The sequence below is a fragment of the Wigglesworthia glossinidia endosymbiont of Glossina morsitans morsitans (Yale colony) genome (assembly GCF_000247565.1).
GTDB lineage: Bacteria > Pseudomonadota > Gammaproteobacteria > Enterobacterales > Enterobacteriaceae > Wigglesworthia > Wigglesworthia glossinidia_B.
In genome coordinates this window covers 424,929-439,307 of the sequence record NC_016893.1, presented here as the reverse complement: position 1 = coordinate 439,307, position 14,379 = coordinate 424,929, and the positions used below count along the sequence as shown (strand labels likewise).

Here is a 14,379-nt window from a genome sequence, read left to right as displayed (position 1 = left end):
AAAATTTTTATATACATATCGGAAAATTGCGTTTGTGTTGCGTATTATAATATAAATCTTCGATAATTTTAGCTGTTTTTTTATTAATTGTTTTACCTTCTAAGTAATCATCAATCATATCATAACTAATTCCAAGAGCAAATTCGTCAGGATATCCTGGATAGTTTTCATTTAAATCAGCACTAGGTGGTTTTAAGTATAAGCGTTGAGGACAGCTCAAATATTGAAGCATGCTTTTACCTTGACGTTTATTTAAGTGCAATATAGGAGAAATATCAGAAGAAGAATCTCCATATTTTGTGAAAAATCCAGTAATTGCTTCAGATGCATGACATGTACCCACTACTAAACCAGAAGTAGCACCTGCAATACTATATTGTATTTTCATGCGTTCTCTTGATTTTTCATTGCCTTTTAAATGTTCAGTGATATTAAAGCCGGCTTTTTGCAAAGAAATAATACGTGATTCTACTGCAGATTTAATGTTGATAGTTACTACTTGATCGGGGTTTATAAAATTTATAGCTAATTTGCAATCTTCTTCATCATACTGAATACCATAAGGTAAGCGTACTGCAATGAATTGATAGTTCAACGCACAATCGTATTTTAAATCATTAATTGCTTCTTGGCAAATTTTTCCGGTTAATGTAGAATCTTGGCCTCCACTAATACCTAATACTAATGTTTTTAATTCAGTAAATTTTTTTAAATATGCTGTTAAAAAATTTTTAATTTTTTTAAATTCTGTTTTTGCATCAAAAACAGGTTTTACTTTAAATTTTTTTATAATTTTTAATTGATTGTTCATTATTTTATAACGATTTAAATTTTAAAATTAATATTTTCAAATTAAATTATACGATAGATTTAACAATGTTATCTATATGTTTAATTTCTGTAAGAAGCAATTCAAGATTTTTCAGTGGTAATGCACAAGGACCATCACATCGAGCTTTTTTTGGTTCTGGATGTGTTTCAATTAGTATGCTGGAAATCCCTACTGCAACTCCTGAGCGTGCAAGTACATGGATTTGCGAAATTTTTCCATGAGATATCGGACTAAATTTTTCTCGCATTTGTAATGCATGTGTAATATCTAACATCACTGGATAACCACCGGATATTTTTTTCATGGTATCTAATCCTAACATATCTACAATTAAATTGTTATATCCAAAAGTAGTACCACGTTCGCATAAAATAATTTTAGAGTTGCCTGATTGAATTATTTTTTCTACAATATAGTATATTTGCTCAGGAGAAATAAACTGTGGCTTTTTAATATTTATTATTTTATTTGTTTGTGCTGCTGATTGAATCAAATCAGTTTGTCGAGCCAAAAAAGCTGGGATTTGAATAATATCTACTACTTCTGCTATTTTATGCGCTTGATTTGGTTCGTGTATATCTGTCATGATTTTTACATTAAATTTTGATTTTATTTTAGAAAAAATTTCTATGCTTTTTTTTAAACCAGGTCCTCGATATGAGTAAATAGAGGAGCGATTAGCTTTATCAAAAGATGCTTTAAAAATAAATGACATATTTAATTTTTTTGTTATTGTTATAAATTTTTCACAGACCATTGCAGTAGTATCATAATCTTCTAAAACATTGATCCCTCCAAATACAACTATTGGAAGATGATTAGATATTTTAGTATCTTCTAAAGAAAGAATAATTTTGTTTTTATTTATATTCAAAATTTTTTAACTTGTTTAGTTTAAGCATTAATTTGTTTCTATCACAGAAAATTTATATGTATACGACTTATACATTTCTTTAAATTAATTTTATTAAATTTTCATCCACATTCCCTGAGTAATGCGATCATGACCTCTATAATCTAAATGAGTACAAATTAGATGATATCCTTCTATTAATAAAATTTTGCGTACTTTACGTGCTTGTTGAAATCCATGCTCGATTAACAACCAACCGCGATTTTTTAGATGATTTTTAGCTATTTTACAAATTATTTTTATATCTTTAAGTCCATCTGATCCAGAAATTAATGCAGATTTCGGTTCAAATTTTAAATCTGTTGTAAATAAATGCGGATCTTTTTGTGCAATATATGGAGGATTACTAACAATCATTGAATAATGTTTTTTTTTCTGGAGTTTTTCCCAGTTGCCTTTTTTAAAGGTTACATTTTTTATTTTAAGTTTAACAGCATTCTTTTTGGAAATTTGAACAGCTTTATTGTTTTTGTCGATTCCAGTAATATTCCACATAGGATTTTCTAATCCGAGCGCTAGTGCAATTGCTCCGCTGCCGCTTCCAAGATCTAAAACGTTAGCGTTTTTTGACAATGACAAAGACAGCGCTAATTCTACTAAACGTTCGGTATCTGATCTTGGAATAAATACACCAGAAGTGATATATAAATCTATAGACCAAAATTCACAAGCATTTACTAAATACGATATAGGTTCTCCTAATATTCTTTTAAATAATAAAGTATTTAAAAAAATATGTTGTGTATACGTTAAATTTCTTTCTCCATAAGCGATTATTTTTGCATAATCAATATTAAGAACATGTTTCAATAGAATTTCTGCCTCTTTTTCTGGAGAACTTTTTTTAAATGCACGCAATACTGAGATGGCTTGTTGTACCCAAGAATTCCACGTTATCATATTTATTTCATTTTTGTAGAAATTTTTCAATTTCTTTATCACGATATTTTTTCATAATTGGATCAATTAATAAATTTAAATTACCTTCCATAATTTCATTGAGTTTATATATTGTCAAATTTAATCGGTGATCAGTAATTCTGCCTTGTGTAAAATTATAAGTACGAATACGATCTGACCTATCACCGGTACCTAGTAAATTTCGACGTACTTGAGATTCACTTTGTTTTCTATTTTTTAACAAATTCGTTTGTAATCTTGCTGTTAATACAGACATAGCTCTTGATTTATTTTTATGTTGAGATCTTTCATCCTGACATTCTACAACTGTATTAGTTGGAATATGCGTAATTCGGATTGCTGAATCTGTGGTATTAATATGTTGTCCACCAGCTCCAGAAGAACGAAATGTATCGATTCGTAAATCAGATGATTTAATTTTAGGCAATTTTAATTCTGACATTTCTGGCATGATAGCTACCGTACATGTAGAAGTGTGAATACGTCCTTGTGATTCTGTTGCAGGTATTCTTTGCACGCGATGACCGCCTGATTCAAATTGTAATTTTGAATATGCTTCTTTATTACATATTTTGATAATAATTTCTTTGTATCCTCCGTATTCTGAATAATTAGAATGAATAATTTTTGTCTCCCAAGATTGCATTTCAGAAAATCGTATATACATGCGGCATAAATCTTTGACAAATAAAGCAGCTTCGCCTCCTCCTGTACCTGCACGAATTTCTAAAAAACAATTATATTTACTTGAATAATTTTGAGGAACAAGAAATAAAATAATTTTTTTTTCTACTTTTTTAATTTTTATGTAAGTAATATTTAATTCGTCTTGTACAAGGTTATATAATTCTTCATTTGATAACATAGATTTTAAAGATTGAATTTCTTGATTTAATTCTTTCCAGGAATTGAAATAATATTCTAGTATACTTAATTTTGAATGTTCTTTTGATAAAGATAAAAATTGACTTTTATCTGCAATAATATTCGGATTGCTTAACATTTGATTAAGTTCTTTATATCTATTACTTAGAATTTTTAATTTTGACATTATTGATTTATGCATTATAAATCCAAATATTTATTATAAATAAATTCTTAATATTTCAATGTAACTTTAATTTTAAATGATTATATAAAATCTTTAAAGCATCATTTTTTTGAGAAAAAGCTGTATTATATAATAATTTTGTGGAATTATGCATTAATCGATTAGTAAGTTTATAAATAATTTTTTTAATAATAATTTCAGGATTTATACCAATTTTTAATTCCATTAATGCACGATTTTCATATATTTTTTTTACTTGTTCTATCTGATTTCTGTATTCTTGTATTATTTTAGCTGCAGAATAACCTTGTAGCCACTGCGATAATTTTATGCTTTCTTGTTTTATAATGTTTTCTGCTAACATTGCAGCATGTTTTCTTTTTTCTAAATTTTTGTTTAAAAATATTTGTAAATCATCTAGAATGTATAAATCTGCGTTAGGTAAATTGCCAATACTGGATTGTATATTTCTAGGAACAGCAATATCAATAAACAAAACTATTTTTTTGTTTTTTTTCAACACATTTCTTACTGTATCAGTATATAGTATTGGTGTGCTACTAGATGTTGATGTGATAACAACGTGTACTTTACTTAAGTATTGTGCGACATTTTTTAGTTCAATAGCAAAACCATTAATTTTTAAAGCTAAATTTTTTGCATGTTGCAATGTACGATTTGCAATAAAAATTTTTTTTACATTATATTGATATAGTTGTTTTGCTACTAAAGTGCTAATCTTTCCCGATCCTATTAATAATATTTGAATTTCGGTTAAAGATTGAAATTTATTTTTTAATAATATGTATATTGCATAAGATATTGATATTGAATATGATCCAATTTTAGTTTGTGTGCGAATTTTTTTCGATACAGCAAATACTCTTTCAAATAATTTTTGCATATCTACTGATAAGTTTTTTCTTTTTAAAGATCTAAAAAATGCAGATTTAACTTGATTAATTATTTGTGACTCTCCCAAAATCATAGAGTCCAAGCCGCTCATTACACGCATTAAATGTATAATAGCTCGATTATCTAAATAATAATAAATATTATGACGTATAAATTTAAATTCAATCTTATAAAATTTATATAACCAATTTATTAAAATTTTTTTTAAATTGTTTAATTTTTTTACACTTAAATAAATTTCTATACGATTGCAAGTAGAAAGTATTAATCCACCTTTAATATTTATTTGTTTCAATAAGTTGTTTAGTGACATATCTAAATGTTCGGTAGAAAATATCATTTTTTCTCTTAAAGAGATTGGTGCAGTTTTATAGCTTACACCTATTACAACTAATTTCATAAATTTTTTATTTCATTAATTAAAAAGATATATTGATTTTTATTAAAAATAATTTTTTACATATTTTTTATTATTACAATACAAGTTTATTATTATAGTTAATATTGTTAAAATTTTATAAATAAAAATTTAAAAAAATTTTATTAAAGGAAACTTTATGTTATATAATCGTCATATTTTACATTTTTTTTTAATTTTAAGTGTTTTATTTTCTGGATGCTCTATTTTTCATAAAGAAATTGAAATTCATAAAAATTTCAAAGATACGCAAAAAAATTTAAACAATCTTGCTCAACTTCCCTATTATCACATATATGGTAGTTTTTTTTTAATTCTGAAAAAGATACATTAAATTTAAATTTTACTTTAATAAAAAAAAATAATATGTATTATCAATTAATACTACACCATGCGTTTAGCAGTATTAAAGTAATATTCAACATATATCCAAGTTATACAGAAATGATTTACAATCAAGAAAAACGTTATACTAGTCATGATTTAGAAAGCATGATTAAAAAATTTTTCGGATATTCAATTCCATTAAACGATATTCATAATTTAATTCTAGGCGCTCCAAAAAATGTATTTAACATTAAATACGATCATCATGGTAATTTAAAAAATGCAAAATATATGAATTCAAAAGAAATATGGGAAATTCAATATATAGAATACTACAACACACCAACAGTTTTTCCAAAAAAAATAAAATTATTTCACAAGAAAGATTTTATAAACATAAAAATTTATCGTTGGATATATTAAAAAAATATAATTGGCCTTCTCCTGCAAAAATAAATTTATTTTTATCTGTTGTAGGTCGACGTTCTGATGGATATCACTATATTCAAACTTTATTTAGATTTCTTGAATATAGTGACATTTTGATTATTAATTCTACATTAAATAAAAAAATTACGTTAATTAATACTATTCAGGGTATACATCGTCAAAACAATTTAATATTAAAAGCTGCTAAATTATTACAAAATTTTATGAAAAGAAAGAAAAATCAAAAAATTTTTGGCGCAGATATTTATGTCAAAAAAAAAATTCCTTTAGGAAGCGGTTTAGGCGGTGGATCATCGAATGCTGCAACTACATTAATTGCTCTAAATTTTCATTGGAGATGTCAACTAAGTTTGAAAACTTTAGCAAATTTAGGATTACAAATAGGTGCTGATGTACCAGTTTTTATATACGGTAAATCTGCATTTGCTGAAGGTATTGGGGAGAAATTATCTTCAGTAAATCTCCCATTAAAGTGGTATATAATTATTATACCTCCAATAAAAATATCTACTCAATCTGTATTTAATAAATTTTCTGAAAAAAATTTTACTGTCGTAAAAACTTTTAATCAATATTTGCAAAAACCTTTCGTGAATGATTTTGAAGCTATAGTAAAAAAAAATTTTTGTACTATAAATAAATTGATTGAAAATTGTTCTAAATATGCAAAATTTCGTTTAACTGGTACAGGAGGATGTATATTTGCTGAATTTAGTTCTGAAAAGAAAGCCCGTATTATTTTACAAAAACTGCCGAAATACATACGTGCTTTTATTAGTAAAGGATCTAACATATCTATATTGCATAGGATTATAAAAATTCGATCTCATTCATACGATTATTTCTTGAAATAAATATATTTTAACGTTACATTAAAAAAAATACAATAAAATACATTTTATATTAAAATGAAAATTTTTTTTGGCACCTCTGTTAAACATTTAGCAAACTTACTATCACATACATGTAAAATTAAACTATCTCCCATTGTAATTAGTCGTTTTAAAGATAACGAAATCAATGTAAAAATTGATGAAAATGTACGAGGCGAAGATGTATGTATTATTCAATCTACATGCTATCCAGCAAATGACAATTTAATGGAGTTAATGATAATAGCTGACGCTTTAAAACGTGCAGCCGCCAAAAAAATCATCACTATAATACCCTATTATGGATATGGTAGACAAGATCGCAGAATTAATTTAGAACAAGTACCAATTACAGCCAAGTTAGTTGCAAATCTTTTGTCTATTTCAGGAATTGATCAAATAGCAACTATCGATATACATTGCGAGCAAATACAAGGATTCTTCGATATTGTTTTTGATTCAATATCAGCTGAGACAGTTTTTTTAGAAGATATTAGAAAAAAGAACTTCCTTAATCCTGTTATTGTAGCACCAGATTTTGGAAGTATACGTCGTGCTAGGAAGATGTCAAAAGCTCTTAAAAATGTAGAAGTTGTGGTAATAGAAAAAATTCGACCTAATTTTAATGAAACTCAGGTGGCAAATATTATTGGCAATGTTAAAAATCGTGATTGTATATTAGTTGATGATATTATTGATACAGCATCGACTTTATGTAAATCTGCATATTATTTAAAAAATCAAGGCGCCTCAAACATAGTATGCTATACTACACATCCAGTGCTTTCAGAAAATGCATTTTATACCATGCAAAAATCAGTTATTGACGAGTTTATTGTATGCGATACGATTCCGATAAATTTAAAATTTAAAAAATTATCAAATATAAAAATCTTAACAATTTCTAAACTAATAGAAAAATATATACTTAATATTATAATTTAACATAAGTTAAAATTTTTTATGAGATTAAAAATGATTATAGGATTATCAAATCCTGCACCAAAATACTCACATACACGTCATAATATCGGAGAATTGTTTATTCATACTTTGGCCAAAAAATATAATGTGCATCTTATACAAAATAAATATTTTTCTTGTTATATTGCAAAAATTAATATAGCGCTAAAAGAAATATTTCTTATGATTCCAAATAATTATATGAATGTTAATGGAGAAATAATTTTTAAAATTTATAATTTTTATAATTTTAATACCTATGAATTATTAATTGTTCACGACGAATTAGATCTACAATTAGGATGCGCTCGATTTAAATTTTTTCATAGAAGTAGCACGCACAATGGAGTGAGAAGCCTAATAAATTTTATTGGAAAAAAATCTTTTTTAAATACGTTAAGAATCGGAATTGGACGTCCTGAAAATGGTGATATTAAAAAATATATTTTAAGTAAATTTAACGATCAAGATTTATTTAAATTAAAAAAAATAATTAAAAAATCTATTAGTTGTATCAAAATTTTAATAAAAAAAAATCAATATCATGCTATGAATATTTTACATAGAAAATAGTTTTACAAAAAATTAGAAAAAATTTTTGCAAAGAGGATATGAATGGGATTAAAAGTTGGAATTATAGGATTGCCTAATGCCGGAAAATCTACACTTTTTAATGCACTTACTGGATCTAAAGTAGCAGCTAAAAATTTTCCATTTTGTACAATTAAGCCTAATATTGCATTAACTCCTATACCAGATATGCGCTTATTTAAGTTACAAGAAATCGTTAAGTCTCGTTGTATCACGCCAGAATATATTGAATTTATCGATATTGCGGGTTTAGTAAAAGGTGCTTCTAAAGGATATGGATTAGGAAATCAATTTTTAAATCAAATTCGTACTGCTGATGCAATTGGTCATGTCGTAGGATGCTTTTCTAAAGATCTTTGTTCTTCTAAATATATGTTCGAAAATGTTTTAAATGATATTCATATTATAAATTCTGAATTAATATTATCTGATATTGCAAGATGTACTGAAAAAATCTCTTTTTTAAAAAAACAAAATAAAAATAATAATATTAAAAATCAAATTTATATTTTAGAATTTTTTTTAGAAGCGCTGTCTAACAAAAAACATCATACGCACAAAAAAACCGAGAATTTACATGATTCTATTATTTCTGAGTTAAATTTTTTAACTTTAAAACCTAAAATGCTTATTTTAAATATACATGAAAATTCTTCAAAAAATATCGAATACATAGAAAAAATAAAAAAATATTTTAATCATCTTGAAATACCCGTACTTAAAATATGCGCTACATTTGAAGATAATTTCATAAATTCTTTACAGAAAAAATCATCTAAAATGTACATAATATCTAAATTAGCAAACTCTAATTTAGGCACAATTATAAATTGTGGCTGTCAATTATTAAAATTAAATAACTTTTTTACTATTGGTAAAAAAGAAGTACGTTCATGGTTAATTAATTATAAAACTACAGCATTACAAGCATCAGGAAAAATTCATAGTGATTTTCAAAGAGGATTCATTCGAGCAAAAGTTATCTCTTTTGAAAATTTTATGCATTATAAAAGTATGAACTTAGCAAAAAAATTTGGAAAAATTAAATTAGAAGGAAAAGATTATTTAGTAAAAAATGGAGATATTATTGAATTTTTATTTAATGTTTAATTTTTTTTTAAATATCTAAAAAAAGAAAAAAATAAAATAATTTATTTTATGCATAGATCAAGATTAAGATATTTACTAAAAAAAATCGCTATATACTTTAGAATACTTATATTTATCATATTAAATTTTAAAACTGTTTATTCAGAAGTATATCAGTTGCCTAAAAATGGTAATAGAATAATCGGAAAAAATTTTGTTATTACTATTCCAAAAAATAATACTCTCTCTTTAGAATACTTTGCTCAAAAATTTAATGTAGGTCTTACTAATATATTAGAAGCAAATCCAGGAGTAGATGTATATTTACCTCAAAGTGGCACGCAAGTAATTATTCCAAAACAAATTATATTGCCAGATATGCCTTATTCAGGAATTATTATAAACACTGCTGAAATGCGATTATTTTATTTTCCTAAAAATTCTAATTTAGTAGCAATTTTTCCTATCGGTATCGGACAAGTAGGGAAAGAAACTCCTCATAATTGGACTACTGCTGTGAAAAGAAAAAAATATGGACCAACTTGGACTCCTACACAATCTATACGTCAAGAATATTTAGAAAAAGGCAAAATTTTGTTAAAAACATATCCTCCAGGAAAAGATAACCCTATGGGATTATACGCTTTATATTTAGAAGATCTATATGCTATTCATGGAACAAATGCAAATTTTGGAATTGGACTGCGTGTTACTCATGGATGCATACGTTTAAGAAATGCTGATATTAAATATTTATTTAATCATGTACCAGTTGGTACTACAGTAAAATTCATCAACGAACCAATAAAAATTAGTTTAGAAAAAGACGGAAATAAGTATATAGAAGTACATTTTCCGTTATCAAATAATTTAGAAACTTTTAAATCTATTTATCATAAACCAATTGTTATTTCTAACAAAATATATAATTTTATACATGATTTAAAGGTAAATAAATTCGTAGTCGCACAGGCTTTTCAAGAACGTAAGGGATTACCGGTTAATATTATAAAAAATTAAAAATACATAAATTTAAAAAATTATTGATTTTTAATTTCCATTCTTCCATTAAATGGAGCACGATACTGTAGTTCTTCTTCAATACGAATTAATCGATTATATTTTGCTATTCGATCTGATCGACTCATAGATCCTGTTTTAATTTGACCTGATGCTGTTCCAACAGATAAATCTGCTATTGTTACATCTTCAGTTTCTCCAGATCGATGTGAAATAATAGTAGAGTATCCGGCTTTTTTAGCTATTTTAATTACTTTTAAAGTTTCTGTTAATGAACCAATTTGATTTGGTTTTACTAAAATGGAATTAGCAATTCCATTTTTAATACCATTGTTTAACAATTTAGAATTAGTCACGAATAAATCGTCACCTACGAGCTGAATTTTTTTTCCTAATGTTTTTGTTAATATTTTAAAACCTTCTAAATCATTTTCATGTAATCCGTCTTCAATAGAAAGAATAGGATACTTATTTGTAAGATCGGTCAAATATTCTATAAATTCGCAAGATGAAAACATTTTTTTTTCACTTTTTAAATAATAAGATTGATAGTTTTTTTCAAAAAATTCTGATGCAGCACAATCGATCGCTAATGTAATGTCTTTACCTATACAAAATCCAGATTTTTCTATTGCTTCTTGAATTAAATTAAATGCAACAATATTAGATTTTAAATTAGGTGTATATCCTCCTTCATCTCCAACAGAAGTGCTCATACCCTGTTCATGCAATATTTTTCCTAAATTATGGAATATTTCAGATCCCATTTGAATTGCTTGTTTAATATTTTTTGCACTAACTGGTTGAATCATAAATTCTTGAATATCAATATTATTGTTTGTATGTTTTCCTCCGTTAATAATATTAATCATTGGTAATGGCATAGAAAACATTTCTGGAATTTCATTGAGTTCTGCTATGTATTGATATAGAGGAATTTTTCTGATGTTTGATACTGCTTTAGCGTTTGCAAGAGATACAGCTAAAATTGAATTTGCTCCTAATCTAGACTTATTTTCTGTCCCATCTAAATGAATCATGATATTATCAATATTTTTTTGTTCCTCAGCATTTTTTTTTATTAAAGATTTAGAAATTTTTTTATTTATCACTTTTACTGCTTTTTTTACACCTTTACCTAAAAATCGAGAAAAATCTCGATCACGTAATTCATATGCTTCTCGTGAACCAATAGATATACCAGACGGAGAAGAAGCGCGTCCTATTACGCCGCCAGACAAATGTACTTCAGCTTCTACTGTAGGATTGCCTCTTGAATCAAGAATTTCACGACCAATAACTTTGATAATTTTTGAAGTATACATTTTATTATATTTATATATAAATAATAATTAATTAGTATGATACTAAAAATATTATTAAATAAGTATATTAAAAATTTTTTTTATTTTGATAATTGTGAGCAGCTTTTATAAAAGAAATAAATAACGGATGACTATCACGAGGATTAGAATTAAATTCTGGATGAAATTGACTTCCAATAAACCATGGATGTTTTGGATATTCAATAATTTCAACTAATTTATATTTATTATGTGACCATCCGGAAACAATTAATCCTGATTTTTCAATTTTGTTTAGAAATAAATTATTTACTTCATATCGATGGCGATGTCGTTCTAAAATAATAGATTTATTATATATTTGATACGCTAAACTTCCTAACTTTAAGTAACATTTTTGATTTCCTAATCTCATTTTTGTAGAAATCTTATATGTATTAAAAATAGATTTTTTTCGATAATTCCATTCTGATATTTTAGCAATTACCGGATATTTACAATTTTTTATAAATTCTGTTGAATTTGCTTCCATTAATCCAATAACATTACGCGCGAACTCTATTATTGCAATTTGCATACCTAAGCAAATTCCAAAATAAGGAATGTTTTTTTCTCTCGAAAATTTTGCTGCTATTATTTTACCTTCGATTCCTCGATATCCGAATCCACCTGGAACAATAATGGCATCTAAATTTTTAAGAGTAGATATATCAGAAAACTCTAAACTTTGAGAATTAATTAATTTAATATCAATAATTAATCTATTTTTCAATCCAGCGTGTTCTAAAGCAGCAATCAATGAACGATAAGCATCTGGAAATTCTGTATATTTGCCTATTATTCCAATGATTACTGTCCCTATGGTATTTTTTTTTTGATGCATAACAGTTTCCCACATAGATAAGTCTGCTTTTGGGCACTTTATGCAAAAACGGTGACAAATATAGTTATCAAGACCTTGTTTATTTAAAAATATTGGTATTCTATAAATAGAATCTATATCTTCTAAAGAAAATACAGCTTTTTCAGGAACATTACAAAATAAAGCAATTTTTGATCTTTCATATTTTGGTACTAATCGATCTGATCTGCAAATTAAAATATCTGGTTGAATGCCGATAGAAAGAAGTTCTTTAACAGAATGTTGTGTTGGTTTAGTTTTTATTTCTTTTGAAGGATATAAATATGGAACGAGTGTTAAATGAATATAAAGTATTTTTCTTTTTCCAATTTCTATTGCCATTTGACGAATACTTTCTAAAAAAGGTAATGATTCGATATCGCCTACTGTCCCTCCAATTTCAACTAATAAAATGTCAAATCCTTTTCCTGCACGTATAATACATTTTTTGATTTCGTTTGTAATATGTGGAATTACTTGAATAGTAGCTCCAAGATAAAATCCATTTCTTTCGTTTCTTAATACGTCAGAATAAATTTTTCCTGTAGTTAAATTATTGTAACGTGACATCTTAGAATTTAAAAAACGTTCATAATGTCCTAAGTCTAGATCAGTTTCCGCACCATCTTCGGTAACAAAAACTTCTCCATGTTGAATTGGACTCATGGTTCCAGGATCTACGTTTATATAAGGATCTAGTTTCATTAAAGTAACTTTTAAATTGCGCGCTTCTAATATAGCACCTAAAGACGCTGTAGTAATACCTTTACCGAGAGATGAAACGACTCCTCCAGTAATAAATATATAATATTTTGCCATATTTTTATTGAAAAAAAATAATGAAATTATTTGTATGTTTTATTTTTAAAATTAAAATATTTCTAAAATTTTGAAACCAATATTTAAATAATAAAAAATTTTAGTATGTTACTAAATTTATATATTTTAATACAAATTTTTTGTAAATTATAATAAATAAAATACTACGATATATATATGTTATTTAATATAATAAAAATATTTATTCTGAATATAATGAATAAAAAATATAGAACAATATAATTTTATCAAAAAAAGTAAGTTTAAGTGACATCAAATAATATTGAATAAATTCAAAAAATTATTTAAGGAAAAAAAATGTTAAATAATAAAAAAACTGTATTTAATATAATTTTAAGTATATTAATATTATCAAGTTGCACAAATAGTCCAAGTAATAACAAATTAAATTCTGATATCAAAGAACTGCACAATCAAATAGATCATATTTCAGAAGATGTAAAACATATCAAAGCTGATGCACATATAGCAAAAGAAGAAGCTGATCGTGCAAATCAACGTCTGAACAATCGTTCTTTTTATTATAGAAAATAAATTATTACTTTTTAAGTAAAAAGTTATTCTTATAAAAAAGAACGCGCCGATTTTTTAATGAAACTAATGATAGCACCTAATCCCTGCATTCTAGAAGGAGTTAGGTGCTCAGATAAACATAAATTTTTTAAATCAAGATATGTATTACATGTAATTATTTCTGATATTTTTAAGTTTTGATAAAATATAAATAAAATTGCTATTAGCCCTTTAACAATAATAGAGTTGCTATCTCCATAAAATTTTAAATGATTTTTATTATATAATAAAGCAATCCAAACAAGATTTTGGCATCCAGGAACAAGATATTCAGATTTTTTAAATCTATCAGGAAATGGAGCCAATCTCTTTCCTAATTCTATAATATAGAGATATTTTTCTTCCCAATTACTTAAGTAAGAAAAATTTTTTATAAATTTATTTTTATCCATAAAATAT

The 14,379-nt window shown here is 25.7% G+C and carries 16 protein-coding genes; 8 read left to right on the top strand and 8 right to left on the bottom strand.

Annotation, left to right across the window (positions count from 1 at the left end; genetic code table 11):
- Positions 1-7: 7 nt before the first annotated feature.
- The 5 genes from nadE to hemA all read right to left on the bottom strand — a co-directional run bounded on the left by nadE (position 8) and on the right by hemA (position 5,032).
- Complete coding sequence (nadE, locus tag WIGMOR_RS02135) at positions 8-811, bottom strand: ammonia-dependent NAD(+) synthetase (RefSeq protein WP_014354195.1); 804 nt, start codon at positions 809-811, stop codon at positions 8-10.
- 46 nt (positions 812-857) lie between these two features.
- On the bottom strand, positions 858-1,706 hold the full coding sequence (gene kdsA, locus WIGMOR_RS02130) for a 3-deoxy-8-phosphooctulonate synthase (protein WP_014354194.1): 849 nt from the start codon (positions 1,704-1,706) through the stop codon (positions 858-860).
- A gap of 93 nt (positions 1,707-1,799) precedes the next feature.
- Positions 1,800-2,645, bottom strand: a complete 846-nt coding sequence (gene prmC, locus WIGMOR_RS02125; RefSeq protein ID WP_236607841.1) for a peptide chain release factor N(5)-glutamine methyltransferase — start codon at positions 2,643-2,645, stop codon at positions 1,800-1,802.
- Between the two features lie 7 nt (positions 2,646-2,652).
- Positions 2,653-3,732, bottom strand: a complete 1,080-nt coding sequence (prfA, locus tag WIGMOR_RS02120) for a peptide chain release factor 1 (protein ID WP_014354192.1) — start codon at positions 3,730-3,732, stop codon at positions 2,653-2,655.
- Between the two features lie 40 nt (positions 3,733-3,772).
- Positions 3,773-5,032 carry a glutamyl-tRNA reductase gene (gene hemA, locus WIGMOR_RS02115; protein WP_014354191.1) on the bottom strand — a complete coding sequence of 420 codons (1,260 nt, stop codon included), beginning with the start codon at positions 5,030-5,032 and terminating at the stop codon, positions 3,773-3,775.
- 157 nt (positions 5,033-5,189) lie between these two features.
- Between hemA and WIGMOR_RS02110 the strand changes: the two genes are divergently transcribed.
- Genes WIGMOR_RS02110 through WIGMOR_RS02080 form a run of 7 tightly spaced genes read left to right on the top strand, consistent with a single transcriptional unit; the run spans position 5,190 to position 10,362 of the window.
- Complete coding sequence (locus WIGMOR_RS02110) at positions 5,190-5,384, top strand: hypothetical protein (protein ID WP_041944121.1); 195 nt, start codon at positions 5,190-5,192, stop codon at positions 5,382-5,384.
- 32 nt (positions 5,385-5,416) lie between these two features.
- Positions 5,417-5,800: a lipoprotein insertase outer membrane protein LolB gene (lolB, locus tag WIGMOR_RS02105; protein ID WP_071818468.1), complete on the top strand. Its 384-nt coding sequence runs from the start codon at positions 5,417-5,419 to the stop codon at positions 5,798-5,800.
- A complete protein-coding gene (gene ispE / locus WIGMOR_RS02100) occupies positions 5,788-6,681 on the top strand; it encodes a 4-(cytidine 5'-diphospho)-2-C-methyl-D-erythritol kinase (RefSeq protein ID WP_014354190.1) in 894 nt (297 codons plus the stop codon). Before lolB ends, ispE begins: the two co-directional genes overlap by 13 nt.
- Positions 6,682-6,735: 54 nt before the next feature.
- Positions 6,736-7,644: a ribose-phosphate diphosphokinase gene (locus WIGMOR_RS02095; RefSeq protein WP_014354189.1), complete on the top strand. Its 909-nt coding sequence runs from the start codon at positions 6,736-6,738 to the stop codon at positions 7,642-7,644.
- Positions 7,645-7,674: 30 nt separating this feature from the next.
- Complete coding sequence (gene pth, locus WIGMOR_RS02090; protein WP_041944119.1) at positions 7,675-8,235, top strand: aminoacyl-tRNA hydrolase; 561 nt, start codon at positions 7,675-7,677, stop codon at positions 8,233-8,235.
- Between the two features lie 42 nt (positions 8,236-8,277).
- Positions 8,278-9,363 carry a redox-regulated ATPase YchF gene (gene ychF / locus WIGMOR_RS02085; RefSeq protein ID WP_014354187.1) on the top strand — a complete coding sequence of 362 codons (1,086 nt, stop codon included), beginning with the start codon at positions 8,278-8,280 and terminating at the stop codon, positions 9,361-9,363.
- 48 nt (positions 9,364-9,411) lie between these two features.
- Positions 9,412-10,362, top strand: a complete 951-nt coding sequence (locus tag WIGMOR_RS02080) for a L,D-transpeptidase family protein (protein ID WP_014354186.1) — start codon at positions 9,412-9,414, stop codon at positions 10,360-10,362.
- Between the two features lie 20 nt (positions 10,363-10,382).
- Here the strand turns inward: WIGMOR_RS02080 and eno are convergent, their stop codons facing one another.
- On the bottom strand, positions 10,383-11,687 hold the full coding sequence (gene eno, locus WIGMOR_RS02075; RefSeq protein ID WP_014354185.1) for a phosphopyruvate hydratase: 1,305 nt from the start codon (positions 11,685-11,687) through the stop codon (positions 10,383-10,385).
- 67 nt (positions 11,688-11,754) lie between these two features.
- On the bottom strand, positions 11,755-13,386 hold the full coding sequence (locus tag WIGMOR_RS02070) for a CTP synthase (RefSeq protein WP_014354184.1): 1,632 nt from the start codon (positions 13,384-13,386) through the stop codon (positions 11,755-11,757).
- A gap of 318 nt (positions 13,387-13,704) precedes the next feature.
- On the opposite strand from WIGMOR_RS02070, the gene WIGMOR_RS02065 reads away from it, so the two are divergent.
- A complete protein-coding gene (locus WIGMOR_RS02065) occupies positions 13,705-13,941 on the top strand; it encodes an LPP leucine zipper domain-containing protein (RefSeq protein ID WP_014354183.1) in 237 nt (78 codons plus the stop codon).
- A 29-nt stretch (positions 13,942-13,970) separates the two neighbouring features.
- Here the strand turns inward: WIGMOR_RS02065 and sufE are convergent, their stop codons facing one another.
- Entirely contained in the window at positions 13,971-14,372 is a 402-nt protein-coding gene (gene sufE, locus WIGMOR_RS02060; protein ID WP_014354182.1) for a cysteine desulfuration protein SufE, read from the bottom strand.
- Between the last annotated feature and the right edge of the window lie 7 nt (positions 14,373-14,379).